The sequence below is a fragment of the Marinobacter lacisalsi genome, assembly GCF_042651045.1.
Taxonomy (GTDB): domain Bacteria; phylum Pseudomonadota; class Gammaproteobacteria; order Pseudomonadales; family Oleiphilaceae; genus Marinobacter; species Marinobacter lacisalsi.
This window is the reverse complement of the sequence record NZ_JBHSDI010000057.1, coordinates 1-25,349: the sequence shown is the minus strand read 5'-3', so window position 1 is coordinate 25,349 and position 25,349 is coordinate 1. Positions and strand designations below refer to the sequence as shown.

General features: G+C 59.6%; 29 protein-coding genes and 1 tRNA gene. 9 read left to right on the top strand and 21 right to left on the bottom strand.

Annotated elements, in window-relative coordinates:
• Positions 1–28: 28 nt before the first annotated feature.
• Together ACFOZ5_RS15690 and ACFOZ5_RS15685 are read right to left on the bottom strand one after the other, a co-directional pair.
• Complete coding sequence (locus ACFOZ5_RS15690) at positions 29–619, bottom strand: TRAP transporter small permease (protein WP_379888999.1); 591 nt, start codon at positions 617–619, stop codon at positions 29–31.
• A gap of 70 nt (positions 620–689) precedes the next feature.
• Positions 690–1,721 (bottom strand): TRAP transporter substrate-binding protein, encoded by a 1,032-nt coding sequence (locus ACFOZ5_RS15685; protein ID WP_379888997.1) that lies wholly within the window; start codon positions 1,719–1,721, stop codon positions 690–692.
• A gap of 334 nt (positions 1,722–2,055) precedes the next feature.
• On the opposite strand from ACFOZ5_RS15685, the gene ACFOZ5_RS15680 reads away from it, so the two are divergent.
• Positions 2,056–2,637 carry a hypothetical protein gene (locus ACFOZ5_RS15680; RefSeq protein ID WP_379888995.1) on the top strand — a complete coding sequence of 194 codons (582 nt, stop codon included), beginning with the start codon at positions 2,056–2,058 and terminating at the stop codon, positions 2,635–2,637.
• A 49-nt stretch (positions 2,638–2,686) separates the two neighbouring features.
• Here the strand turns inward: ACFOZ5_RS15680 and ACFOZ5_RS15675 are convergent.
• The 8 genes from ACFOZ5_RS15675 to ACFOZ5_RS15640 form a co-directional block, all read right to left on the bottom strand.
• Positions 2,687–2,777 (bottom strand) — tRNA-Ser (locus ACFOZ5_RS15675).
• 185 nt (positions 2,778–2,962) lie between these two features.
• Positions 2,963–3,904: a 5-oxoprolinase subunit C family protein gene (locus ACFOZ5_RS15670; protein WP_379888993.1), complete on the bottom strand. Its 942-nt coding sequence runs from the start codon at positions 3,902–3,904 to the stop codon at positions 2,963–2,965.
• On the bottom strand, positions 3,901–4,620 hold the full coding sequence (pxpB, locus tag ACFOZ5_RS15665; RefSeq protein WP_379888991.1) for a 5-oxoprolinase subunit PxpB: 720 nt from the start codon (positions 4,618–4,620) through the stop codon (positions 3,901–3,903). Before pxpB ends, ACFOZ5_RS15670 begins: the two co-directional genes overlap by 4 nt.
• Before the next feature lie 5 nt (positions 4,621–4,625).
• The gene (locus ACFOZ5_RS15660) at positions 4,626–5,372 is read right to left on the bottom strand and encodes a 5-oxoprolinase subunit PxpA (protein WP_379888989.1); all 747 of its coding nucleotides are present in this window, start codon (positions 5,370–5,372) and stop codon (positions 4,626–4,628) included.
• A gap of 68 nt (positions 5,373–5,440) precedes the next feature.
• Complete coding sequence (gene hemH, locus ACFOZ5_RS15655) at positions 5,441–6,538, bottom strand: ferrochelatase (protein WP_379888987.1); 1,098 nt, start codon at positions 6,536–6,538, stop codon at positions 5,441–5,443.
• Between the two features lie 82 nt (positions 6,539–6,620).
• Positions 6,621–7,055 carry a TIGR01244 family sulfur transferase gene (locus ACFOZ5_RS15650; protein WP_379888985.1) on the bottom strand — a complete coding sequence of 145 codons (435 nt, stop codon included), beginning with the start codon at positions 7,053–7,055 and terminating at the stop codon, positions 6,621–6,623.
• A 114-nt stretch (positions 7,056–7,169) separates the two neighbouring features.
• Positions 7,170–7,595 carry a DUF6691 family protein gene (locus tag ACFOZ5_RS15645; RefSeq protein WP_379888983.1) on the bottom strand — a complete coding sequence of 142 codons (426 nt, stop codon included), beginning with the start codon at positions 7,593–7,595 and terminating at the stop codon, positions 7,170–7,172.
• 19 nt (positions 7,596–7,614) lie between these two features.
• On the bottom strand, positions 7,615–8,052 hold the full coding sequence (locus tag ACFOZ5_RS15640; RefSeq protein WP_379888981.1) for a YeeE/YedE family protein: 438 nt from the start codon (positions 8,050–8,052) through the stop codon (positions 7,615–7,617).
• 570 nt (positions 8,053–8,622) lie between these two features.
• On the opposite strand from ACFOZ5_RS15640, the gene ACFOZ5_RS15635 reads away from it, so the two are divergent.
• Complete coding sequence (locus ACFOZ5_RS15635; protein WP_379888979.1) at positions 8,623–9,093, top strand: phasin family protein; 471 nt, start codon at positions 8,623–8,625, stop codon at positions 9,091–9,093.
• 4 nt (positions 9,094–9,097) lie between these two features.
• Here ACFOZ5_RS15635 and ACFOZ5_RS15630 read toward each other — a convergent pair whose 3' ends face one another.
• The 10 genes from ACFOZ5_RS15630 to ACFOZ5_RS15585 all read right to left on the bottom strand — a co-directional run bounded on the left by ACFOZ5_RS15630 (position 9,098) and on the right by ACFOZ5_RS15585 (position 17,598).
• Positions 9,098–9,727, bottom strand: a complete 630-nt coding sequence (locus tag ACFOZ5_RS15630; RefSeq protein WP_379888977.1) for a TetR/AcrR family transcriptional regulator — start codon at positions 9,725–9,727, stop codon at positions 9,098–9,100.
• A 24-nt stretch (positions 9,728–9,751) separates the two neighbouring features.
• Positions 9,752–10,564, bottom strand: a complete 813-nt coding sequence (gene xthA, locus ACFOZ5_RS15625; RefSeq protein WP_379888975.1) for an exodeoxyribonuclease III — start codon at positions 10,562–10,564, stop codon at positions 9,752–9,754.
• Between the two features lie 72 nt (positions 10,565–10,636).
• A complete protein-coding gene (locus ACFOZ5_RS15620) occupies positions 10,637–11,389 on the bottom strand; it encodes a hypothetical protein (protein WP_379888973.1) in 753 nt (250 codons plus the stop codon).
• A complete protein-coding gene (locus tag ACFOZ5_RS15615) occupies positions 11,386–11,907 on the bottom strand; it encodes a DUF2878 domain-containing protein (protein WP_379888972.1) in 522 nt (173 codons plus the stop codon). Before ACFOZ5_RS15615 ends, ACFOZ5_RS15620 begins: the two co-directional genes overlap by 4 nt.
• 5 nt (positions 11,908–11,912) lie before the next feature.
• Positions 11,913–13,193, bottom strand: a complete 1,281-nt coding sequence (locus ACFOZ5_RS15610) for a class I SAM-dependent methyltransferase (RefSeq protein ID WP_379888970.1) — start codon at positions 13,191–13,193, stop codon at positions 11,913–11,915.
• Entirely contained in the window at positions 13,181–14,119 is a 939-nt protein-coding gene (locus ACFOZ5_RS15605) for a DUF1365 domain-containing protein (protein WP_379888968.1), read from the bottom strand. Before ACFOZ5_RS15605 ends, ACFOZ5_RS15610 begins: the two co-directional genes overlap by 13 nt.
• Complete coding sequence (locus tag ACFOZ5_RS15600; protein ID WP_379888966.1) at positions 14,116–15,381, bottom strand: NAD(P)/FAD-dependent oxidoreductase; 1,266 nt, start codon at positions 15,379–15,381, stop codon at positions 14,116–14,118. Before ACFOZ5_RS15600 ends, ACFOZ5_RS15605 begins: the two co-directional genes overlap by 4 nt.
• The gene (locus ACFOZ5_RS15595) at positions 15,378–16,175 is read right to left on the bottom strand and encodes an SDR family NAD(P)-dependent oxidoreductase (RefSeq protein WP_379888964.1); all 798 of its coding nucleotides are present in this window, start codon (positions 16,173–16,175) and stop codon (positions 15,378–15,380) included. The genes ACFOZ5_RS15600 and ACFOZ5_RS15595 overlap by 4 nt, the downstream gene beginning before the upstream one ends.
• A complete protein-coding gene (locus ACFOZ5_RS15590; RefSeq protein WP_379888962.1) occupies positions 16,172–16,648 on the bottom strand; it encodes a nuclear transport factor 2 family protein in 477 nt (158 codons plus the stop codon). Before ACFOZ5_RS15590 ends, ACFOZ5_RS15595 begins: the two co-directional genes overlap by 4 nt.
• Positions 16,645–17,598 carry an acyl-CoA desaturase gene (locus ACFOZ5_RS15585; protein WP_379888960.1) on the bottom strand — a complete coding sequence of 318 codons (954 nt, stop codon included), beginning with the start codon at positions 17,596–17,598 and terminating at the stop codon, positions 16,645–16,647. The genes ACFOZ5_RS15590 and ACFOZ5_RS15585 overlap by 4 nt, the downstream gene beginning before the upstream one ends.
• A 105-nt stretch (positions 17,599–17,703) precedes the next feature.
• On the opposite strand from ACFOZ5_RS15585, the gene ACFOZ5_RS15580 reads away from it, so the two are divergent.
• On the top strand, positions 17,704–18,762 hold the full coding sequence (locus ACFOZ5_RS15580) for an NAD(P)/FAD-dependent oxidoreductase (RefSeq protein WP_379888958.1): 1,059 nt from the start codon (positions 17,704–17,706) through the stop codon (positions 18,760–18,762).
• On the opposite strand, the gene ACFOZ5_RS15575 is transcribed toward ACFOZ5_RS15580, so the two are convergent.
• Positions 18,737–20,215 carry an HD domain-containing protein gene (locus ACFOZ5_RS15575; protein ID WP_379888956.1) on the bottom strand — a complete coding sequence of 493 codons (1,479 nt, stop codon included), beginning with the start codon at positions 20,213–20,215 and terminating at the stop codon, positions 18,737–18,739. The two genes, ACFOZ5_RS15580 and ACFOZ5_RS15575, sit on opposite strands and share 26 nt — an antisense overlap.
• A gap of 131 nt (positions 20,216–20,346) precedes the next feature.
• Here ACFOZ5_RS15575 and ACFOZ5_RS15570 point away from each other — a divergent pair, with 131 nt between their 5' ends.
• From ACFOZ5_RS15570 to ACFOZ5_RS15545, 6 genes are all read left to right on the top strand, one after another.
• Entirely contained in the window at positions 20,347–21,588 is a 1,242-nt protein-coding gene (locus tag ACFOZ5_RS15570) for a PP2C family protein-serine/threonine phosphatase (RefSeq protein ID WP_379888954.1), read from the top strand.
• A 52-nt stretch (positions 21,589–21,640) separates the two neighbouring features.
• Positions 21,641–22,132, top strand: coding sequence for an STAS domain-containing protein (locus ACFOZ5_RS15565; RefSeq protein WP_379888952.1), 492 nt, complete (start codon positions 21,641–21,643; stop codon positions 22,130–22,132).
• A 48-nt stretch (positions 22,133–22,180) separates the two neighbouring features.
• A complete protein-coding gene (locus tag ACFOZ5_RS15560) occupies positions 22,181–23,284 on the top strand; it encodes an NAD(P)H-dependent glycerol-3-phosphate dehydrogenase (RefSeq protein WP_379888950.1) in 1,104 nt (367 codons plus the stop codon).
• Positions 23,285–23,286: 2 nt separating this feature from the next.
• Complete coding sequence (locus ACFOZ5_RS15555; protein WP_379888948.1) at positions 23,287–23,739, top strand: SixA phosphatase family protein; 453 nt, start codon at positions 23,287–23,289, stop codon at positions 23,737–23,739.
• Between the two features lie 112 nt (positions 23,740–23,851).
• Positions 23,852–24,418, top strand: coding sequence for a DUF1285 domain-containing protein (locus ACFOZ5_RS15550; protein ID WP_379888946.1), 567 nt, complete (start codon positions 23,852–23,854; stop codon positions 24,416–24,418).
• A 213-nt stretch (positions 24,419–24,631) separates the two neighbouring features.
• Positions 24,632–25,093, top strand: a complete 462-nt coding sequence (locus ACFOZ5_RS15545) for an FKBP-type peptidyl-prolyl cis-trans isomerase (RefSeq protein WP_379888944.1) — start codon at positions 24,632–24,634, stop codon at positions 25,091–25,093.
• Positions 25,094–25,349 lie beyond the last annotated feature (256 nt).

Below are 25,349 nucleotides of genomic sequence, written 5' to 3'. Positions count from 1 at the left end.
ATTCCTTTTTTTCTTGCTCTTGCGGGTGTCAGATCTCGGTTTCGGTGTCGGCGTAACCGTCCAGCACCGAGGTCGACAGGTAGACGTCCTTGGCCACCATGTTCTTGATCGCCGTCAGAACATACTGAACGCCAGTAATGGCGAAGCCGATGGGCACCCAGATGTAGATGAGCCAGATGGGAATGCCCAGGGCGGGAAGAACCCGTCCGCGACTGTACAGGTTGAGGATGTACTCGACAGAGAAGTAGCAGAGGACGAACATCACCACCGAGGTAAACAAGGCAATGACGATCATCAGCACCTTACGACCACCCGTCGGCAAAGTGTCATAGATGGCCGACATGCGGATGTGGCGCCCGTGGCGAGCGGCATAGCCCAGGCCGGCAAAGGTAATGAGGATAATCAGGATGCGGTTGATCTCACCAGAGAAAAACAACCCTTCTCCAAAAACAAAACGGGCAACAACATTGATGCAGGTATTCAGGGCCATCAACAGCACGCCGATAGCGAGCATCACGGCTTCAATCTTTGCAATAAGCAGGTCCACAACGCCCAGGGGGCCGGGCAGACCCGATTTGTAGCCTTCGGCTTCATCCGGTTCGGTGGCTGAATTGGTCATGGGGAGAACTCCGTTCCAAGTCCGGGAAGAAAACCAGCCCCGGGGGGTGTCCCCCGGGGCGGTTCAACCATCAGTTGTTCTGGACCTCTTTCAGGTCTTCCTTGAACTGATCAAGCAGTTTCTTGCCGCTTTCGCCCGTCATCTCGATAAAGGCATCCTCTACCTGAGGCGCGCGTTCGCGGAAGGCTTCGATCTGTTCATCGTTCAGCTTGGTAACCGTGACGTCGTCACTGGCTTCCTTGATTTTCGCAAGGGATTCGTCGGCCAGGCCGTCAATGTGATCGATGATTTTCTCGAAGGCATAGTCTGCAGCTTCCTGAACCAGCTTCTGGTCTTCTTCGGACAGGCCTTCATAGAAATCCTGGTTGGCCATGATGGCGGTAGTGAACCAGCCGTGGCCGGTGAACAGAAGGTTCGGAGACACCTCGTACAGACCGCCGGACTCGATCCAGAAGATGGGGTTCTCCTGGCCATCGATCATGTTGGTCTGCAGTGCGCCGTAAACCTCACCCCAGGGCAGTGGTGTCGGAGTGGCACCAAAGGCCTCATAGGTTTCCGACAGCAGCGGGTTGGTCATAACCCGGATCTTCTTGTTCTGCAGATCCTCCGGTGAAGTGGCCTTCTCGTCCAGGGTGATAACCATCTCACCCTCGGGGTACATCTGCAGCAGTTCCAGGCCCTGTTCCGCGTAGAGTTTCGGGAACATCTCATTGATGGCCTCGCTCTCGCGGAAGAACGTGACCACCGCATCCATATCGGTGGGCATCAGATAGGGAATGAAAAAGATCTGGGCTTCGGGGATCAGGGAACCCGTAAAACCGGGAGACTGGTTAACGAACTGAAGGATGCCGTTCTGGGTCTGCTCCATGATGTCGTCGGACTCACCAAGTTGCCCGAATTCGAAGATCTGGATCTGGTGATCGGAGTTCTCTTCGACGTAGTCCTTGAAGTGCTCGGCGTAAACGTCCTGAACGTCACCGTCATATTCTTCGTGGGCATAACGCCAGGTAGCGGCGTTGGCCACGCTGGTGGCAGCGATGGCTGCAGCCAGGGTGAGAGTGGATGCACCTACGATTTTCCTGAATGTTGTGCTCTTGTTCATGCCTTTTATCTCCATCGTCCTTCAAGAGGCACGGCTGGGGGACTGAGCTGCTTTCTTGTTGTAATAAGTGGGCCCCGGAATCAGGCGCGAGAAACCCGAAACCAGCCGTAGCAGTTTTGATTAACGCCTTTTTAGACTGGCAAAACATTGATAATAAGGCAAGAAAACCGCCATAAAGGATTCACAATGAATCGCCGATTTGTGCTTGACTGGGCGGTTATGGGGCGCGTAATGGCCTATGCTCGGGTCCCTGTAGCGGCTCCCCGGGCCCTTCGGGGCCGGAGAATGGGGCTGTAGGGTGCCCTGATAATGCGTAATCACGGAGGAATGGGTCTTGTCCAACCTACCCAGAATGACAGCAACAGTGATTGCCGGGTTTTGCCTGTTGATGGCGCTGACTGCCAGGGCCGAGACGCTGACCAGTCAGGCCGTCAGCCGTTTTATCGCGACCATGGAGAAGATGCAGGACAACGAGGCTTTCAGTGACCAGTTCATGTCAGCCTGGGAGGCCGGCCGGGAAGGTCGGGATTATCCGGGGTCGCTGATGCCGTCCGAGAAGGTAGCCTTGCTGGAGGGCAACAAAGCCCACGGCACCTTCAAGGCCATCATAAAGAAGCACGGATTTAACGATCCCGACGCCTGGAGCCGGGTAGGGGACCAGGCCCTGCTGGCGTTGATCAGTGTGGAAATGGAAGGCAACGAAACGGCCATGCAGAAACGGCTGGATCAGATGTCGCAGGAGGTGGCCGCCAACCCGCAATTCTCCGAGGCCCAGAGGCAGCGGCTTCAGCAGATGATCAGCCGCACATCGCAGATACTTGAGCGTGTGGCAGCGGTACCGGAAGCGGATAGAGAGGCAATACGGCCACATCTGTCGGAACTGACCCGGGTATTGGAGTACGGCGCAGAAGACTGAGAAATGGCAAAAAACCGGGTAGGGGATAGGGAATCAGGGAGAAGAAAAATGGCGGTGGGCCAGGGATTCGAACCCCGGGAAGGCTACTAACCTTCGGCGGTTTTCAAGACCGCTGCATTCAGCCACTCTGCCAGCCCACCGTTTATCCATATTGTCGCTGCCATTGCGACAGCGACGTGCATGATACCGGAATGTTTTTGACTGTCAACGCCCTGCGGGCACGGTACCCTATAGAATTCCCGTTCAGTGAAGGCGTAATAGATGTTGGGCCAGTTGATGGCGTCGGCACAGGGCAAACCGTTCAGTGTCTGCCAACCGGCTATCCTCAGGATGCCCATGGGGTCATGTTGAACTGCTGCTCGAAGAGCAGTCGTTCCGACTGGCAGTCGGCCACATCAGCCCACTGGAACTCGACGGGCTCGCCGGGTCTTTTTTGTGCCAGCCGCCCGCAATCGAGTCGGGCCACGGTGCCGATAATCGGATACCCACCGATGGTCTGGCGGTCATTGAGCAACACCATGGGCTTGCCGTCGCCCGGCACCTGAACCGTTCCGCAGGTCACTCCCTTTGAAACAATGCCACCAGCGGATTGAAGGGCGGGGCCATCCAGGCGATAGGCCATACGATCCGACTGATGGCCGACGGTGTAACAGGCGCTCAGGAAACGGGCCCGGTCAAGGTTCGAAAAGGTGGGATATTCGGGGCCTGGAATGAGCTTGAGGGGGGCATTGCTCTCAAGTTCGCAGCGGACCTGCGCCGGCACCTCGCGTTTCAGGCAGGCGTCCATGTCGAGATCAGCCGGTGTTTCCATGGCCGGAAGCGCCGTTTCGGCGGCCAGCACGCCCAGATCGGTCAACCCCTCGCGACTGACACAGGATCGGCTGCCACAGAAGGCGCGGGTCTGCCAGCCCCCGACGACGGCGAGATAGGTAAGCAAGCCGGAGGATGGCGTGCTCAGCTCCAACTCGTCACCTGCTTCTATGAAGAAGACACCCCAATGTGGAATCGGCTTGCCGTTCACGGTCCCCTGGCAGTCCGCACCCGTGATGGCAAGAAACAATGGCTGCCGCGCCGTTGCGGTGAAGCCGCCGAGGGTAATTTCCAGGCATGCGGCGTTAGTACCATTGCCAAGCAGATGATTGGCCCAGCGGAAGGACCGCAGATCGGCTGCACCGCCCGGAGAGAGCCCCTGGTGCTGGTATCCGCTTCGCCCGAGGTCCTGCACGGTGGTTCGGGGGCCGGACTTGGTCACCATCAGGGCAGTCATTGGCGGGCCTCCTCAATGAAAGGGGTGTCGTCGCCGCCAAGAGACAGGAAGGTAGCATGGTCAATGGCGCGGAACCGAACGGTATCGCCCACGGACAGCAATGCCAGATCCTGCTCGCTGAACAGTTGTGTCGGGCAACGTCCAATCAGTTGCCAGCCGCCGGGGGAAGGCGCGGGATAGACGGCAGTCTGCCGGTTCGCGATACCGACGCTGCCCCCGGGTACACGGACCCTGGGGCGCTCGAGCCTGGGGTGGGCTATGGCGGGGTCCACCAGCCCCATAAACCCGAACCCCGGACTGAAGCCCAGGGCGTATACCTGATAGGCCGTGGTGGTATGCTTCTCGATGACCTGATCCACACTCAGTTCGCAGGCGCTGGCCAGTCGCTCCAGATCGGGGCCGACGGAAGGGTGATACCACACGGGCAGCTCTATGGATTGTGCTTCTGCCTGGCCTCCTGCTTCAGGCAGACTGTCATATAACGCCCGTAGCTCACTGATAATAAATCGAAAGTCAGACGTTAATGGGTTGTAGTACACGGTAATGGTCGCGTAGGACGGCACCAGGTCCGTTACTCTTCGGCCAAAGCGTTGCCGGATGGCCCCGCACCAGGCTGCGATAACCGGGGTCAGGTCAGGATCGATGGCGTCGCCAAAGGTCAGCAGCACGGCGTCTTCAGCGATTGGCTGTATATCGGGGAACGGCGCAACCGACATGATGATCAGCCGGTGGTATCGCCCTGGCGCAGGGCTTTGCGGATGGCACGCGTCGCTGCCAGGGCATGGACATTATCCCCATGCACACACAGGCTGTCGGCCTTCAGGGTCAGCCACTGGCCACTGATGCTATGGAGGCCCCCGTTGCTGGCCAACGTCAGCGCCTGGGCAATGATGGTGTCGGGGTCTTCGTGGACGGCGCCGGGCTGTTTCCTGGAGACCAGGCGACCATTGTCATCGTAGGCACGGTCGGCGAAGGCTTCGAAGATCAGCGGCAGGCCAACGGCGTCTGCGAGGGATTCATGGGCCCGGGCATGGACGGTTGCGGGAATCATCAGCGGCAGGCCCTGGCGATAAGATGCCACCGCTTCCATGACCGCCTTCAGGGTATCCTGATCCTGCATCATATCGTTGTTAAGCGCGCCGTGGGGTTTGACGTACTCCACGTTGGTACCGTGAGCCTGGCAGATTCCCTCCAGGGCACCCAGCTGATACCAGATCAGCCCACGGATCTCTTCCGCGGTGTGCTGGATGGAGCGGCGGCCGAAGCCCGCCAGGTCATGGTAGGACGGATGGGCCCCGATCTGGACGCCGTGTTCCAGGGCGAGGCTCACGGTCCGCGCCATGATGGATGGGTCGGAGGCGTGGAAGCCACAGGCCACATTGGCCATGTCGATATAGGGCATGACCGCTTCGTCCTGGCCCATGGTCCAGGCCCCGAAACTCTCGCCAAGATCGCAGTTCAGTTTCATTGCGGGCGTCCTGTCAGATCGTGCTCTCGCAAGTACTTTGGAGAGCGCCTTGATGTCTGACTACCAGTCTACCATCCAAGCTGCTGTCTGACTGCTTCGGCACGTTCCCGGCGTGCGTCCAGTGCTGCCGGGTCATTGGAAGGTGTCGGCCAGCCCTCCAGGTTCTGCTCGATCAGCTGCACCAGGGCTTCGATATGGCCCTCGGTGGCATTCAGGGCGGAAATGTACTCGAACTGCCTGCCGCCGGCCTCCATGAAATATTCCCGGTTCTCCTCGTTGATTTCCTCGATGGTCTCCAGGCAGTCAGAGGAGAATCCTGGACAGAATACGTCCACGGATTCCACGCCCGCGGAAGGCAGCGACTTCATGGTTTCGTCGGTGTAGGGGCGCAGCCACTCCTCGCGACCGAATCTGGACTGGAAGGTGGTCATGTAATCGTCGGCGGAGAGGCCCAGACGCTCGGCGAGCAGGCGCGAGGTCTTGTGGCACTCACAGTGGTAGGGATCACCCCGGTCAAGGTATTTCCGGGGCACGCCGTGGTAGGACAGGATCAGCTTGTCCTTGCGGCCATTGCGGTTCCAGTGCGCCTCGATATGGCTGGCCATGGCTTCGATATAGGGTGGGAAGTCATGGTAATGGCTGATAAAACGGAAGTCCGGTAGCCAGCGGCGTCGCGTGAAATCCGCCGCAATGGCATCAAAGGTGGAGGCGGAGGTGGACGCCGAATACTGGGGGTACAGTGGCAGTACCAGCAGCTGGCGTACCCCCTGGCTCTGCATCTGGTCCAGTACGCTGGTAATGGAGGGGTTGCCGTAGCGCATGGCGAAGCCCACCACCAGATTGTCGCCGTACTTGCGCTGAAGGGCGGTGCGAATGCCGTCGCACTGATTGGCGGTGTGGATCAGCAGTGGCGAGCCCTCCGGCTGCCAGACCGACCGGTAGGCTTTCGCGGACCGTGACGGCCGGATACGCAGGATAATGCCGTGCAGTACAAGCCACCACAGCGGACGTGGTGCCTCCACCACCCGCGGGTCCCACAGGAACTCCGCAAGGTAGCGGCGCAGTGCGCTGGTGGTGGGGGCATCCGGTGTGCCCAGGTTGGTGACCAGTATGCCCAGGCGCGATGGCCGGTCGTGGCGGAATTCGTCCTCACCCTTGTAGCTCATGGGGCCAGTAATCCTCGGGAAACGTGTGGTGAATATGGGGATGTTGCCAGAGCCGGTTATACGGCGTGACCACCGGCGAAGATCAATCCTGGTGGGTTGACGCCTGTTGCTGGAGCCTCGGGATCAGGCCCCGCAGGTCATACCCGGCCTGACCGGCCTGCTGAATAATAGGCTCAAGGGGTTTGCGACGGGCGGAGCTCAGCGCCCAGAGCACACTGCAACGGGTTCCGGAACGGCAGAAAGCGAGTACCGGTTTTTCTGCCTGCTCGAACATGGGAGCGAAAGCATCCACGTCCTCGTCGAGGATGTTGCCTGATTCTACCGGTAGGTATACCCACGCCAGGCCATGCTCCCGGGCGGCCGCCTCAAGATCTGCCATGGCGGGCTGGCCCGGCTCTTCCTGATCGGGGCGATTCGCCACCAGGGTCTTGAAGCCCAGGCGGGCGATTTCAGCTACCTGGTCCGGCGTTATCTGGGGCGCAACGGAGATTGAGTCATCGATCTTGCGAATGTCCATAGGCTGTTGTCTCTCAAATGCTGCTGGCTTGCGTTCGGTCTTGCCGGTGGTGTACACGGAATTCTACAGAAATCCTCCGGGCAGCACAGCCGGCTGTACTTGCGGCAGCGACTATCAGGACGCTTGCCGCTGCCTCTCGATCAGTTGGAACAGGCCCATGCCGGCGACCATCGAGGCGACAAAGACCACGGCCCTGAGTTCACCGGCACCCAGCGCGACCAGCCCCGGTCCGGGGCAGAAGCCAGCCAGCCCCCAGCCCACGCCAAACATCAGGCTGCCAATCACCAGCCGTGAGGAGATATCGTTGCTCGACGGCAGTTTCATATCAAATCCCAGAAACGACCGGTGCCGACGGCGGGCAACGGCGAAGGAGAAAACCCCCACCGCAATGGCGCCGGCCATCACCAGGGCAAGGGATGGATCCCAGGCACCAGCCAGGTCAAGAAAGCCAAGAACCTTCTCGGGGTTGGCCATGCCCGATAGCAGCAGACCAAGACCAAACACAAGACCCGCAATAAAGGACGCAAGGGTAAAGCGCATAACGACTCCTCCGGATAATTCAGACGCCAAGGGCGTGGCGAACCAGGTAGACGGTGACGAAGCCCGCGAGCATGAACGCGCCGGTTGCCAACAGTGACCTTGGCGAGAACCGCGACAGCCCACACACGCCATGGCCACTGGTGCAGCCGGACCCATAACGGGTACCGATACCCACGAGCAGGCCGGCGACAACAATAACCGGGTAACTGGCGTTGACTTCGATCGGGGGCAGGGTGGCTACGGTTGCCCACAGCAAGGGGGCAATGATCATTCCGGCAAGAAAGGCGATGCGCCAGCGCACATCGCCGCTGGCGGGCGTCAGCAGACCCCCGAGTATGCCGCTGATGCCGGCAATCCGCCCGTTGAGCAGTACGAACAGTGATGCGGCCACCCCGATCACCAGCCCGCCAGCCAGTGCGGACCAGGGGGTGAAATGGTTCCAGGCAATGTCAATCATCATTCCTTCCTGCTATGGCTTGGGGAGCATGGCGATATGCCGCTCTGTCTCCTTATAATAAAACATACTAAGCATAGAACAAAGTGCTTGGGTTGCGACTTGTACGTAAAAGCGGCGGGAAAATCCGGTGATGATGACAAAAAAGCCCGGCTCAAGGGCCGGGCAGAGGCGTGCGAGTAGTATCCATGAAAGACTTCCAGACAAACCGGCATCAGCTGAGATGCCAGTCAGTTTCAGTATTGACCATAATTTGAACAGTTCAAGGAACTCCCGGTAAAACATTAAAACCGTTTTTGAATATAAATAGCAGTCTTATAGTTAAACTGTCTTGCCGTCCGTCAGAAGGAGGCGTCTTCAATGATTTGTACGGGCCAATGTAATAGACTGGGAAGCTGCGCGGCACCATGGCGGCCGCCCCACTTTGGGCCCTTTTGAGGGCCAGTTTCGTTACCAGGAACCACATGCGCCTCAAATGACCGTCAGGACGGTCTCAAAGTGGGATAATCTCGCCTGGCGTGATGTCTACCGCGCAGACGCCTGGTTTTAACTCCCCGGAAGGACAAGGTTTTTATGACCGACAAGAAACGCCCCTCAAAGCAAACCCGGACTCCGGTACCGAAGGCGGATGAGGATTCGCTGATGGCCGGTCGTATCCGGGATTCCGCCCGGCAGATCTGGCTGGCGGGGCTCGGTGCCTACACCAAGGCGGAAGAGGACGCCGGTCGCTTTTTCGAACGCCTGGTTCACGAGGGTGAAGAAATCGAGACCAAGACCCGTGGGCTGGTGGAAAGGCAGGTCAGGGCGGTGGAGCACAGGGTAGAGGACGTGCGGGATCGTGCAACAGGTACCTGGGATCGTCTGGAAACCATGTTTGATGAACGCGTCGCCGGCGCCCTGAAGCGTCTCGGTATTCCCCGCCGGGAAGACCTGGAACGGCTGGAGCAAAGGGTTGCTGAACTGGAGCAGAAGCTGGCGGAGCAGGACAGTTCAGGCTCCCGGTCTGTAGGTGGCGTGTCGCCCGGATCGGACGAGGAGGAATAGGCGGTTACCGCAGATAATCCTCTGCCAGCAATCTGAGTTCCCCGGCTGCACTTACCGTCAGGTGTGGCATCAGCAGATAGAACACCTGGTAGACACCCCGTGCCGGGTCCATTCCGTTGCGGTTGCCCAGCTCCTTCAGGCTGTCGAAGCTCTCCCAGTAGCAGACGGTTAGCGTCAGCTGTTCGCACAGTGCGTCCAGGGAGGGCTGGTCCAGTGACATATGATGCTGCCGCGACAGGCTGTCACAGAGAATACGAAAGCCTTTCTCCTTGCGCTTGAGGATTTTCCGGAAGCTGGCCTTCAGGTCCGGGTACCGCGTCAGGATATTCACCAGGTCGTGGTACAGGAAGCGGTAACGCTCCAGGGTTTCGAACAGCAGGTGCAGGAAAAAACCCAGCTGATCCAGCCCCACGTCGACGTCTGGCGGAATCGCCAGCAGGTCATCCATGTCGGCTTTGTACTGTCCGAACAGTTCGCCGACTATGTCTGACTTGCTGCGGAAGTGGTAATAGAGGTTGCCCGGGCTGATGTCCATTTCATCAGAGATCAGCAGGGTGGTAACGTTGGGCTCCCCGATCTCATTGAACAGCCCCAGGCTGGTGGACAGTATCCGCTCACGGGTTTTTACCTTCACCGCCGTCTCCCTGGCCATGGCGACCTATAGATCAAAAGACGCCCAGACCGGGCAGTGGTCCGAAGGTTTTTCCATGCCCCGGATGTCGTAACTGACACCGGCGGCCCGGGCTCTGGCAAGCAGGTCGTCGCTGGCCATGACCAGATCAATACGCAGGCCGCGTTTCGGGTCCCGTTCGAAGCCACGGCTGCGGTAGTCGAACCAGCTGAAGGTGTTGTCTTCCTGCGGGTGCAGGTAGCGGAAGACATCGGTCAGACCCCGGCTTTCCACCTGGGCCAGCCATTCCCGCTCCTCTGGCAAAAAGCTGCACTTGCCCGTGCGCAGCCAGCGCCGGGCATTGTCTGCGCCAATGCCGATGTCCCGGTCCGTGGGCGAGATGTTCATGTCGCCCATCAACAGGATATGCCCCTTGCCCTTCTTCAGGTTATCCAGCAAGGCCATCAGGTCGTGATAGAACTTTTCCTTGGCCGGAAACTTGACCGGGTGCTCGCGGTTTTCCCCCTGGGGGAAATAACCGTTGATCACGTTGACGGTTTCCCCGTTTATGTTGAACCGCCCCCGGATCAGGCGGCGCTGGGCCTCCTCGCCATCCGCCGGAAATCCCATGTGGACCTCCTCCGGCGCCTGCCGGGACAGCAGAGCCACGCCATAATGGGTTTTCTGACCATGGAAGTGGACGTGGTAGCCCATGGCTTCCACCTCGGCCACGGGAAACTGGTCATCATTAACCTTGGTTTCCTGGAGGCCAATGATGTCGGGATTGAACTCGTCGATGACTGCCTGCAACTGATGCAGCCGCATGCGTATGCTGTTGACATTGAAGGAAACAACTTTCATGGAATCGGGTCTGCCATTCGCTGGGGATGCTGCTGGCAGTCTACCACAGCGTGGGCACAGGCCAAGGCAGGATCAGGAAGGTGGCAGCAGAGGGCAGGGCGGGGCCGAGTCCAGGGAGTAACGAATGGCCACCTGGTAGTTCTCGTCCTGATTGCGGCGGATATTCCCCAGGCCCACGTAGTGGGTGAGAAAGCCATCCTCCCGGTAGCCCAGGCGGATGGGGTCCACCGCCAGGCGCATGATCAGCCCGCCAGGGCGGATGCGGAAGCTGTGGTCGGCTCCGGGGATCGCCTGCGGGGCGGGTTCCAGAACAAAGCTGTAGGCCTCGCCTCGGGTCGGTGCCAGGAAGCGGAATTCGACAGCTTCCCCTGAGGTGACGGTGGTCCAGTGCTTGCGGATAAAGTGGTCGAAGCCGGCATCCACCACCAGGTCTTCCGTGATACTCAGGGTCCAGTCACCTCGCTGCTCGTCGCCCGCTGACCACTGGACGCCCAGGGAGCCATCACTGACCGACACCCGCAGGCGTTCGCCAAACCCGGGCTGGCGGAAGTCCACCTCTGGTTGCAGCAGACTGGCGGGATAATCGAGTCGCTTGGATGCAAAAGCCTCTGAAGCCCCGGGACGCAGGTAGTCCACACGGTGTTGGTCGGGCCGCCACTGGCCGTCCACGCAGGCTCCGCTGATCCGATGCTGTTCCCGGTAGAGTGTCTGCGTGCCGCCGGGGACGGCTGCAATGCCCTCGAAAACCATCTCTGGCCCCTGGGCCAAGGACTGGAACGTCATCAGTGAGCCGAAAATACCCGCTACAACGGCCAATGGTTTCATGCCAGAGTCTCCGCAAAACGCCGCTTTTGAATGGTCATAAGCAGCGGGAAGATAACCAGCCAGCCAACCGCCAGTGCGGCGATAGACACCGTGTTAGCGGGCAGGGTGACGGCATCCAGCTTGCTGGCGGCCAGGTAGGCAAGGGGCCCCGCTACCGGCGCAAACACGAAGGGTAGCCAGATTCGCTGATGCATCCAGGCCAGGGAGTGGGCGAGGGTGGTCATGAACAGTGCCCAGATGGCTGTCAGCCACAGTGGGGTCCAGGTGCTCCCGGCACCGTCCTCGATCATGCCGGTGCTGAACCACAGCCCATCCAGCAGGGATCCCAGTACTACCCCAAGCAGGATGAAGCGTGCCTCCGCGGCGGGGCGCACGCTGACCACAGCCAGGTGAAACGCAACCACACCGATCGCAATCGCCACGGCCCAGGCATTGGTCAGCAGCACGCAGGCCAGCCAGCCTGCCTGGAACAGGGCAAAGTTAACCACTTTAAGGGCGGTACTGGTGTCTGATGCCATGTTTATCAGCCCTGAATGGCATCGGCGACCAGATGCGGCCGCTTGTTACCTGGCTTGGCCAGAAGCAACTGGTTGACGCCGATGGCCCGTTCACTGAATCCCGCCTCGCAGTAGGCGAAATAGAAATGCCACAGGCGCTGGAAGGCCTCATCGTAGCCAAGCGCTTCCATTTCGCCGCTATTGGCCAGGAAACGCTCACACCAGTCGCGCAGGGTGCGGGCATAGTGGAAGCCGAAATCCTCGGCGTGAGTCAGCACCAGATCACTTTCCCGGCGAACCGAGTCCAGGATCGCTCCGAAGGAAGGAATAAAGCTGCCGGGGAAGATGTGGCGCTGTATGAAGTCCACATTTTTCAGGGCCCGCCGGTAGCGTTGCTCCGGCATGGTAATCGCCTGTACCAGCGCCAGGCCATCGGGCTTGAGCAGGGTGCTGATCTGCCGCAGATAGCTGTCGAGGAATTGCGGCCCCACCGCTTCGATCATTTCAATGGAGACCAGCTTGTCAAACTGGCCTTCCAGGTCGCGGTAGTCTTCGAAGAGCAGGGTGACGCGGTCCTCCAGACCTTCCTGCCGGACCTTTTCCCTGGCCAGGGCAAGCTGTTCCGCGGAAATGGTTGTGGTGGTGACATGGCACCCGTAGTACGCGGCCGCATGAATGGCGAATCCACCCCAGCCGGTGCCAATTTCGATCACCCGGTCTCCCGGTTTCAGGTCCAGTTTCCGGCAGATCAGGTCCAGCTTATAGGTGGCGGCTTCGTCCAGGCCGGCATCCTCCCGCGGGTAGACCGCCGACGAATACATCATGGTGGGGTCCAGAAACAGGCTGAACAGCTCGTTACCCAGGTCATAGTGGGCGGAAATGTTCTTCCGGGATCCGACCCGGGTGTTGCGGTTCAGCCAGTGCAGGCCCTTCAGAGCCGGTTTGGTAAGCCAGCTGAAACGGTCTTCAAAGGCGTTCATGGTATCCACGTTGCGGGTAAAGAATCTCAGCAATGCGGTCAGGTCCGGCGTGCTCCAGTCTCCGGCTACATAAGCCTCAGCCGCGCCAATGCCACCACCGGTCAGCAGGTCTCGCCATACCGAGTGATCATGGATGTCGATCTGGGCCACCGGCCAGCTCGGGTTGCCGTCGCCGAAGATCTGCCTAGCGGCGCCGGGTTCGCGAACGATCAGCTGACCGGAACCCAACTGGCGCAGCTGACCAAGCACGATGGAGCGGGCCCAGCGACTGATGGTGGGCAGACGGCTATCGCTGGTGGTCGTGGAAGCGTTTTCTATGTTCTCCATGAACTGATCCTCGTGGGGGTAGTACCCGCGGACTGATGTTCGGATTGATCGGCGGAAACCAGTTCCAGGCCCCGGTCATCGCGCCCCAGTCCACGCTGCGGGTGGTCATGGGGCAGTTTGTCCGGGTGAGTATGAAACGGTACTCCCTTGAGCCTGAGCCTGAGGGCGTGCCAGTAGATGCCGGCAACCACCTTGAAGGATTCCACCGGAAACCGGCGCAGACTGCTGTGAATGGTTTTACGTGTGACCGGGGTGCGCCGGACCACCAGCGTGGCATCAAAAACCCGGCTTTCGGTTTGTCCGTTTTCGGCGGGGCGGTTGACGTTCATGTGAATACGGAGTTCCGGCCCCCGGAAGCTGAAGGTCCACTGGTAGGTCTGGTTCATGGGGTTGAATGGCGAGACGTGAAAGCGCTTGGAGAAACCCGCCTTCACGGTTTGCCAGCCCTGGCTGGTTGAAAGGATGTCGTCACCCACATCCAGGCAGTAGACATGGCGCTCATGCCAGGGGGTATTGGTGATCTGCGCCAGGATGACCGCAGGGACAGCACCCTGTGACGGTTGGTCACCCGCGCGGTAGCAGAAATAGAAGCTGACCGGGTTGAACACATAGCCGAAGTGCCTTGGGTGGGTGATCAGCTCCACCGGACCATCGGGCCGCCACCCCGTGGCTGCCTCGACCCTGTCGGCCACCGCCTGACGCAGATCCGGAACGGTAGGGTCCAGGTAGTCACGTCGATGCAGTGACAGCCAGTTGAAACGACCGACGGACACCAGCGAACTGGTATCGCCGAACCGATCCCATTCGTCCAGGTCCAGCGCCAGCATGCCCGTTCTGTAGCTGAATGCATGTGCAGCGGGCGAGTGGCGCCGGTGACGGACGGTCCCGCTAAGCCAGCTGCTGGACAGAGCTGTGGGCCCGCTCATAGGGATACTCCGAAGGCCTCCGCCACCCTCAGGGCACTCTGTACCCCGTCCTCATGGAAACCATTGAACCAATAGGCGCCGCAGAAATGGGTACGGTTACGGTTGCCAATATCATGGTAGCGGTTCTGGGCAGCCACTGCGTCCAGGGAAAACACCGGGTGGGCGTAGCGATACCGTTCGATAATAAGGCTGTCGTCGATATCCTGGCTGCGGTTCAGGGTGACGCAGAAGGTTTCCGGCGCGTTATGGAAATTCTGCAGGATATTCATGTTGTAAGTCACCGATACCGGCTGGTCCGCCTGGTCGGGAAGATAGTAGTTCCAGGCTGCCCAGGCGCGGCGGTTTGATGGCAACACGGAGCTGTCGGTGTGCAGGACCACATCATTATCCTGATAGGGAATGGCGGACAGGATGCCGGTCTCGTCGTCCGAGGCGTCTGCGAGCATGGCCAGGGCCTGGTCGCTGTGGCAGGCCAGGATCACCTGGTCGAAGGGCAGGTTCTCACCCTTGATACGCACGGTGACGCCGTCCTCATGCCGCGTTACCCGCTCTACGGGGCTGTTCAGGTGAGTACGATCACCAAGCCGGTCCATCATGCGCTGCACATACTGCGCCGAGCCGCCGGAAATGACCCGCCACTGGGGGCGGTCATCCACGGATAACATGCCATGGTTGTTGAAAAATTGCAGGAAGAAGCGGATCGGGAACTGTTCCAGCACAATCTCCGGCGCGGACCAGATCGCGGCCCCCATGGGCACGATGTAGTGATCCCGGAAATAGCGGGAAAATCCATGGCGGTGCAGGTATTGCCCGAGCGTTTCCGAATCATCCAGCAGTCTGGCTTCCAGGTCACTTCGGGTCTGCCGGTTGAACCGCAGGATTTCACGGACCATCTTCAGGAACGGTGGATTGACCAGGTTCCTGCGTTGGGCAAACAGGGTGTTGAGACTGGTGCCGTTATACTGGAGGCCATTGGCGGGTGAGTCGACACTGAAACTCATGTCGCTGTCTTCGTGGGGCACGCCCAGCCGGTCCATCAGCCGGATAAAGCCGGGATACGTCCAGTCATTGAACACAATGAACCCGGTATTGACCGGCCATTGACGGCCTCTGGCCTCGACCACGCGGGTGTTGGTATGGCCGCCGGCGTAGTCGCCTGCTTCAAACAGCTGGACGTCGTGGTGTTCCGCCAGCAACCAGGCGGCAGTGAGGCCGGATACACCAGCGCCGATGACGGCTATGCGTTGGGGTGTGTTGCTCATGTTGATCGGTGTTCCTCGGAAGATTCGCGCGCCATGCGGGCGGCCATACGGTCAATCAGCACCTGGGGCAGGTTGCCAAGCATCCGGATAGTCCAGGTAAAACGTCTAGGAAATTCAATGCTATGACGGCCTTTTTTAAGGCCCTCTGTAATACGCTTTGCAGCGTCATCCGGCTGGATCAGGAACGGCATGGGGAAATCATTCCGGTCAGTCAGGGGGGTTTTCACAAACCCGGGAGAGACCAGGAACACGTCGATACCTTCGCGGGCCAGGTCGGCCCGCAGGGACTGGGCGAGGTAGGCCAGCGCTGCCTTTGAGGCACCATAGCCCTCGGCGCGGGTGAACGGGAACCACCAGGCAGACGAGCCCACAATCACCAGTGCGGCAGGTTTTCCGAGACGCCGGGTGCGTCTTAGGCGGGGCAGTGCCTGCTCGATACAGCGAACGGTCCCCATCACGTTGGTCTCAATATTGCGCCCGATCAATTCACTGTCGAAGTGCCGGATATCCAGGTATTCACAAGTGCCTGCGTTGAGGACGACCACGTCCACCGGTCCGCCCCGGTCCAGAACGGCGCCGACGTCACTGAGCTGCCTGGTGTCCGTGGTGTCGGCCGCCGCCGTGGTGACTCGCTCTGGCGCCATTTGCACCAGTTTCTCAAGGGCGTCCTCGCGGCGGCCGGTTACCACCAGCGAATGCCCATCGTCAATCAGCCGGTGTGCCAGGGCCTCACCGATGCCGGATGTGGCGCCGGTCAGCCAGACCGTGGAAGGCTGCTCGAGGAAGCGGCTCATGAGGCGAAGCTCCTCACCAGGCGAATGGCGGAGCCGAGTACCGGCAGGTTCTCGTAAAGCAGTTCGCCGGCATCAAAATAATCCCTGTGGAACTCTACACGGCCTTCTGCAATGGTTAGCCGGCTGATGCCCTGAACCGTCACTTCGCGCCCCCGGCGCAACCGGGGATGAGTCAGGTGCATGGTCCATTCGATGCAGGCGTTATTGTCACTGATCAAGACATTACCAAAAATGAACCGGCAAGCTGTGACGTTGGAATACACCTTGTCAAAATAGGCCCTGAGTTCGTCCAGGCCTTCTATGGCCTCGAATGGGTCCATGAAGCGGACATGGGGGCTGTATACATCTCCCAGCCCGGCCATATTGCCGGCGCAGAGGGTATTGAACAGCCTCTGGAAGCGTTCCACCGTACCAGCGACGGATTCGTTCTGGTGAATGTTGATAGCGGTACCGAATGTGGGTTGCGTGGTCATGAGTTCCTCCGTTGCTGGTCAAGGCGACGGGTTTCTTCCCGCACGCTTTCTGGCACCTGCTTGAGATCGTGAATGATGCCGATCTTCGACAGCAGCCATAACCCATAATAGGTGAGATCGACTTCATACCAGCGGAAACCCTGGCGGGCGGACTGGGGCCAGCGATGATGGTTGTTGTGCCAGCCTTCACCAAAGGTGATCAATGCCAGCCACGGGTTGTTACGGCTGTCGTCCGGTGTTTCGAATCGGCGGGAACCCCAGACGTGAGACAGGGAGTTGATCGACACCGTGGCATGAAACAACACGACCGTAGAAATGAAGAAGCCCCAGACCAGTAACTGAAGGCCGTTGGTGCCCAGGTGGGGTGCCCAGGCCGCGAGCGCTTCGCCGAGCAGATAGATGAGCAGGGCGCAGGATGCCGGCACGAGGGCATCGAAACGGTTGATAAAGCGAAGTTCCGGGTAGCGGAGCCAGTCCTTTACCCGCCGTTGATCGGTGCGGAAACCGGCGTCACAGGTAAACCACCCCATATGGGACCACCAGAAACCACCGTGGTGGGGGGAGTGCAGGTCATCCTCCCGGTCGGAGTGCTGGTGGTGGTGCCGATGGTGGGCTGCCCACCACAGGGGCCCCCGCTGAGCCGCGGAAGCGCCCATCAGGGCAAAGACAAACTGCCACCCCCGGCTGGTGCGGAAGGTCTTGTGGGAGAAGTAACGATGATAGAAGCCGGTAATGGCAAACATCCGGACCGCAAAGAAGGCCAGGGCGAAGACCGCCGCAAAGGTACTTACGCCGGTATAGAATGCCAGCAGGCAGATCAGGTGGAGGGCAACAAATGGAAGCACCCTCAGCAGATTGAATTGTCGTGACGACTGGTCAAGCTGATCCGAACCGGCTTCCGAATCGAACCATCTGAGAATGTTCGTGAGCCAGGAGTAGACTCTGGTCATGCAGATACAACCCTATTCAAAGTTAAAAACCTTCAGGCAGCCCAGGCTGCACTTACGACAACTGTTTCTACGTTGGTGACCAACGTTTTGGATGTTTCAGAAACCATGATTGATTCCCGGAAGTCTCATACTCCTTTACGTCAGGTGGCGATCGTTGGTTCAGGCCTGGCTGGCCTGGTGGCGGCCACGGAGCTTCGCATTGCGGGGGTGGCGGTTACATTGTTCGAGAAGAGTCGTGGCCCCGGTGGCCGTATGGCGGCCAAGCGCCTGCCGGCGCCCGCCGATGGCTCAGCGGACATTGGTGCCCAGTATTTTACCGTACGAAACCCCGCCTTCAGGCAATTCCTTGAGCAGTATGCCGGCAACGACTGCTGGGGCGAATGGCAGGGGCGGTTCCGGTATCAGGATGACCAGGGCAGCTGGCAGGACATGCGGCCGGCTCAGCGGTTTGTTGGTATACCCCGTATGTCGGCGATTACCCGAGCAATATCAGCTGGGCTGGACGTCAGAAGCGGTGTTCGCATAGCGCGGTTGCAACGGAATGACCAGGAGCTCTGGACACTGACGGACACGGAGGGCGGTACCCATGGCGGCTACGATGCCGTGGTATTGACACCGCCACCGGCTCAGACTGACGAGCTGCTGACAGACAGTGGCCTGTCGGAACTCGCCGATGACCTCAACATCCGCATCAGCCGCATGCAGGCCTGCTGGACGGTTGTGGTCCATTTCCCCCAGGGCAGTGGCGCCGGGGTCGAGGGGTTCATGCCCAACAGCTCCCTGCTGAACTGGGCCGCCAATAACTCCAGCAAGCCTGGCCGGGACGACGACGGGGAGTGGTGGGTGCTCCACGGCGACCCGGACTGGTCAGACGCCAACACCGATATGGCCCCTGATCAGGTGCGCGAGACCCTGCTGGCGGAGTTCCTCCGCTGCAGTGGCGTTACCGCCCAACCGGACAATTTCCTGGTGCACCGCTGGCTCTATGCCAAGCCCAGGGCCCGAACGGCTCAGGGCCACCTGTGGTTTGCCGATCAGCGCATCGCGGTTGCCGGTGACTGGCTCGATGGCGGTCGCGTGGAGGGCGCCTTCAACAGCGCCGCCGGTCTGATCAGCCGGCTTCAGGCGGAAGGCCTGATCAGTGACCTTGCGCAACCCCGGTAACTTCCCGGGGGCGTAGGTAGAAGTGGGTGATGGTGCCGTCGGCGAACTTGCTGAAGAAGGCGCTGACGTCGCTGATACGCTGCAGGCGACGGCTGCGGGTAATGGGGTCCCTTACCAGTACCTGGATGCCGTCGAAGCTCTCACCGATCCGTGAGAACTTCGCCCGCATGGTGCAGGTCACCACGTCCCTCGGGGGCAGGGACAGCTCACGGGCCAGCCAGTGACGGTGTGCGCCCAGTTCGTCCGGGTCCAGGTTTTCCCGGGTGTCCAGGTGGCGCAGCTTGACCCGGTCCACAATGCAGCGGGAGTAGCTGGCCGGACGTCGCCGGGCAATACGCCGGAAGGCCTCCCAGAAGAAACTGTCGGTGAGGTCGGCGAAGTATCCGATGTCACTGAGGCAGGTGTTGACCCAGTCGAAGATCTCCGGATCCTCCAGGGCCTCGTTGATGGCCTCCCGCAACAGCCAGTCGAAGCCGAGCGCGGTCTTGTGGGCGTAGACCTTGCGATACATCTGGTGGCGGCTGTAGACGAAGTCCTCCAGCGCCCCCAGACCCTTGTGGGTGATGGCCAGCCCCAGCCAGGGTGTGCGGCTGTCCCAGCCGAAACGCAGGTTACTGAGCAGGTGGTCCAGGTTGAAGCCACCAATGGTTACCGATGAGTGGAAGCCATCCCGCAGCATGTAGTCGGCGCGGTCAGCGTCGATCTCTCCGGACACGATGGATGACAGCATATCCATCACCAGCTTGGGGATGTCGGCGTTGCGCAGCCGGCCGGCATCGGAGTCACCGCCGGCGATGAATTCCCAGAACGTATGGGCGTGGCGGCAGAAAGCCTCACTGGGGGTCACCTGGGTGGTCTCCATAATACCCATGACATCCTCAAGGTAGAGGCCTGCCTGATCCAGATCGATGCTGGTGAGAATGTCGTGGGCGACCCTTACAGAGTAATGTTCGTGCTCAAGTTCCGCCGGTACCTCTTTGAAATACCGGTGATAGTCCGCGCCTTCCCAGAGTTGCTCAAACCGGCCCGGCTGTGCCATCAGATCGTGAATGCGACGGGCCTGGGTGAACTGGTGGGAGAAGCTGGAGTGGCCACTGTCGTGTAGCAGGCAGCCCAGCCGTATGGTTTTCGCCAGGTAATCGATGGCGTCGAGCTGGCTCAGGGTCAGGTCCACCTGCTCGCTGAGTTGCCGTTCCCGCAGATAGGCGTCAATCATGGCGCGGAACATTCGCCCGCCCACGTGCATCACACCAACACTGTGCAGAAACCGGGAGTGGGTGGCACCCGGGAAAACCAGGCTCAGGATGTCGTTCTGGCAGATATTGCGCAGGCGCTGGAAAAGGGGGTGGTCGATAACCCGTATTTCGTGACGATAGAGGGGGATGCCCCCGTGAACCGGATCCATGATGATCTTGTCATAGGCACCGAGAAGATCATTGACCGCCTTGCGCATGATTAAACCTCGCAGGGAAAACACTGAGGTACTTGTTATATCACAGCACCGTGCCAGAATACCCGGTATAAGCCGTGGCTGAATATGAAAAAAACGGTTATCCGGCACAACCAACGCATAAAGGCCGAAGCATGACAGCGCGCACTGAGCGCATACTTATTATCGATGCGGACGACGCCGCGCGAGCGGATCTGGATCGTTACCTGGTTTCGCGTGGTTTTTATGTGCACGGTTACAGCAGTATTGCCGACGCCCGGAAGCTCTTCGATGACGATCCGCCGGACGTGATCTTTGCGGACCTGCCACCGAAAACCATCAGCGACCTTACCTCCGGGCTTGCCCATGATGGTGATTTCCTGCCCCTGATTGCCTTCTCCCATGTCACCACGGCCAACGAGGTTATAGAAGCATTGCGCGCCGGCGCGGTGGATTTCGTGCTCAAGCCCCTGACCGACAAGACAGCAGTGGAGGATGTACTCGGGCGCCTGTTTGACCGGGTCCGTATACACCGGCTCAATCGCCTTTACCGCCAGGAGCTTGAAGAGGCGAACACCGACCTGCGGGAGGGTATTTCCGAACTCAGGGCGGATCAGCGGGCAGGGCGTAAGGTACAGCTGAAAATGCTGCCGGATCACAAGGTGATGGTGAACGGCCTGGCCCTTGACTACCTGATCAAGCCGTCGTTGTTCCTGAGCGGTGATTTTCTCGACTATTTCCGGATTTCCGATGACCAGACCCTGGTCTACATTGCCGACGTGTCTGGCCACGGGGCCAGTTCGGCCTTCGTGACCGTGTTACTGAAAAACCTGACCAACCGGCTGCAGAGGAACCTTCGCCGTGGTTCCTCCGACGATATCCTCTATCCGGAACGGATCCTCCAGCGTATCAACTCGGAACTGCTCGATACCGGTCTGGGCAAGCACGTCACGGTATTTGTGGGCATAATCTCATCCTCAGCCAGAACCTTGCGTTACGCTGTAGGGGCGCACTTTCCAATGCCGGCGATCTCGTTCAGGGGAGGCGAAACGCACTTTCTGGAAGGGTCCGGCTTGCCGGTCGGGCTGTTCGAAGACCCCGAATGGGAGGAGTTCGAACTGTCCCTGCCCGAGCCGTTTCACCTTTTCCTGTTCTCCGATGGTATCCTCGAGGTATTGGACGATGCGAACCTGGATAAAAAGGAACAGCAACTACTTGAACTCGTATCGGGAGGCCGTCAGACTATCGCATCGCTGAGTGATGCCCTGCGCCTTGAGGGGAAATCAGACCTACCAGACGATATCGCGATAGTGTCGGTAACTGATGTAACAGTGACCGATTCGGATTTACAGGGCGTATCCGTCACTGATGCCGGGAAGCCGGCGGGTGCCGGATGAGTATGGACTCATCAGGCGTTTCCGTTTTGTCGAATGACTGGCAGTAGAAGACATGGCTGGCTACAAGATTCTGCAGGCTGAGAAGCAGGGGATCTACGTCCTCAAATTTATCGGGGAGATCCGTCTCAATCTTTGCTCGACACTGGACAACCTGGTGGAGACCATCACCTCCGACCCGGCTTTCAAGACCGTGGTTATTGATCTGACGGAAACCGAAGTCATTGACAGCACGACCCTCGGGTTGCTGGCGAAGATTGCCATGGCCGCCAACAAGCAGAGCCACTTTCTGCCAACACTGATTTCCACCAATCCGGACATAACCCGCATCATTACGTCCATGGGGTTCGACCGGATTTTCATTATTGTGCGTGAGCCTGCCTCCCGCATCGAAGAACTTGAGGAAATTCCCGTACTCCGCGCCAGCGAACAGGAAGTACGGGACAAGGTGCTGGATGCCCACCGGGTACTGATGGGCCTGAACAGCCGCAACCGGGACGAATTCCATAACCTGGTGCGTGCCCTTGAGTGCGAGGACCCGGGCTGATTCCAAGCACGAAGCCCATACAGGCCCCAGCGGCCGAAACGGAAGCTTATGTCTGACAATACGTCGCCCGGTAACGGGCAATCCCCCCAGAATTCCCGGCAGTTCCCCTCCGGACCCGGCGGCGCGCGCCATGTTGCCGTCCTCGGTGGTGGCAGTTTCGGTACGGCCATGGCCAAGATCCTGGCGGAAAAGGGCCATACCGTCCATTTCTGGATGAGAGACGAAAACCAGGTCCGCGAACTGACCGAGCAGGGCACGAACAGCCGTTACATGCCCGGTGTCCGGATTGAAGGCGATCTTCGCCCGACAACCCGTTTTGCGGAGGCACTGGCGGAGGCAGAAGCCGTATTTGTCGCTATTCCCAGCAAGGCCTTCCGACAGGTCATTCGCACCCATGCCAACGACTTCGCCCCTGGCCAGATTGTGGTCAGCCTCACCAAGGGCGTTGAGCGTGACGGGTTCAAGCTGATGAGCGAAATCCTCCAGGAAGAAATTCCGCGCACCCGGATTGGCGTGCTCAGTGGCCCCAACCTGGCGGCCGAAATCGTCAACCGGGAACTGACCGCCACCGTTATTGCCGCCAAGGACCCGGAAGTACGCCGTGCGATACAGGACCTGCTGGGCTGCGAGTACTTCCGGGTTTACGCCAACGTGGATGTCTACGGCGTGGAGCTTGCGGGCGCCCTGAAGAATATCTATGCGGTCGTTTCCGGCATGGCCGCAGCCCTGGATCTGGGCGAGAACGCCCGGGCCATGTTGCTGACCCGCAGCCTGGCAGAAATGAGCCGCTTCGCGGTCAGCCTCGGTGCCAACCCCATGACCTTCATGGGCCTTGCCGGCATCGGCGACCTGGTGGTGACCTGCACGTCCTCCAAGAGCCGTAACTACCGCGTGGGCTATGCCGTTGGCAAGGGTGCCGAGCTGGATGATGCCGTCGCCGAGCTGGGTCAGGTGGCGGAAGGTATCCACACCTTATTACTGGTCAAGGAAAAGGCCGAAGCGGTGGGCATCTACATGCCACTGGTAAGGGGGCTGTACGACATTCTCTACGGTGGCGCCTCTATCAAGGCGGTCATCAACGGGCTGATGACGGCAGTGCAGAATTCCGATGTGGAGTTCATCCTGCCGCGAACCCTGTCAGGGCAGGGCTGACCATGTACGTGCTGGTGATGCGCCATGGCGAGGCAGGCTGGCATTCCATTGATCAGGAGCGGGAACTGACCGAGGCTGGTCGCAAGGGCTGTGCCCTGGTGGCGCGACAGATTGCCAGGTCCCCCTGGCGCCCGCGCGAAATATGGTCCAGCCCACTGGTCCGGGCCCGGCAGACAGCGGCCATTGTCTCCGAGATCCTGAACTGCCGGGTCGCGGAGAAGCCCTTCCTTACTCCCGACGATGATCCCGGGCTGTGCCTGGACTCGCTGCTTGAAGAGCCGCCGGCTTCCCGCCTGATGATTGTTTCCCACATGCCTCTGGTTGGCGCGCTTTCCACTCTGCTGGTGGATGGTCATCGTCACGGCATCCCGTTCATGACGAGTCAGGCCGTTGCCCTGGACATGCCCGTGGTCGGGCCCGGGTGCGCCGACCTGAAAGCGCAATTCCTGCCCTGATCCTACAGGCCGCTACCGCTATCCGGTCTTGCAAGGTGCTGGCGCTGCCCCCATCATCCATGCAGATGACTTCTTCCATACAACATTTCCCCGGTTATCAGGAGACTCTGCCATGAGCCAGGACACCAAGCGCCTCGAGGAACAGGTCAAGGCTGCCGCTCAGGAAGGCGGTACGTTACCGCCGATCGAAAAATGGGACCCGGAACTGTCCGGCGACATCGATATCCGGATCGCCCGCGACGGCAGCTGGTATCACGAAGGTGAGCCGATGCAGCGTGAAGCCATTCCACGGCTGTTCTCGACCATCCTGCGTCGGGAAGAAGACGGTCACTATTATCTGGTGACCCCGGTGGAAAAGTGGCGCATCCAGGTGGAGGATGCCCCCCTTATCGCCCATACCCTGGAGGTGGAAGGTGAGGGCGAGCAGCAGTTGCTCGCGGTAACCACCAACGTGGGTGAGAAACTGTTACTGGGCCGGGAGCATCCGCTGGAAGTCGGAACCTATGACAGTGACGGCAGCCCGCGCCCGGTGGTCCATGTCCGCAGAGGCCTGGAGGCGCGACTGGTAACAGCCGCCTATTATGAACTGGCGGATCTGCTGGTCGAAAAGAACTCTGGCGACAAGCCGGTACTCGGAGTATGGAGCGGGGGTGAGTTTTTTGACGTGGGTAACGGTTGAAATCCGGTCAGGCGTCTCCACCAATGGGGTAACACGGTAGAAAAGGCAGTCTGACACTTGTTAAACTGTACTTTCGATCTTGTTACCGAGCCCGGCTCTCTAACGAGACCCGGTGGTCGTTAGTTCCGTTCCTCTGTGCAGTCCGGCTGTTCAAGATCACTTTCGATCAACCGTATTTACATTTACAGTCATTACGACATGCAAGGAGAAACCATGGCCCAACCTCGCGTTGTTACCATTCACTATACATTGACCAACGATGAGGGAGAGCAGCTGGACTCCTCCCGCGTGGAAGGTCGTGAGCCACTGTCGTATCTGGAAGGTGCACAGAACATCATCGGCGGTCTGGAAAATGCGCTGAACGAGAAAGGCGCTGGCGACCAGGTCAAAGTCTCTGTTGATCCCGCTGAAGGTTACGGCGAGAAAAACGACGAGCTGATCCAGCCGGTTCCCCGCTCCGCCTTCGAAGGCGTGGACACCATCGAGCCGGGCATGCAGTTCCAGGCACAGACTCCGGGCGGTCCCCAGATCGTTCGTGTTGTCGAAGTGAACGATGAAACTGTCACTATCGACGCCAATCATCCGCTGGCCGGTGAAACCCTCCACTTTGACGTGGAAGTGGTTGAAACCCGCGAAGCAACCGATGAAGAGCAGGAGCACGGTCACGCCCACTAAGGCGGTGACGCTCTGCAGAAAAGCGGCCTGAGGGCCGCTTTTTTTGTGGAACACAGGTTGGCCACGGATGCCCGGGACCATCAGGTGGGCATTCGGGGTGCCGTCCTCACCTTGCCAGGTTGAAGAAATAACGTATTTCAGGACGGGACAACCGTGACCCGTCCTAAAATACGTTGACGGTTTTTGTTGAAGCCAGCGCCTTATGGGGGCTGGCTTTTTCATGTACCTCTTGGGGCGTTTTCATGCCCAGGCTGAG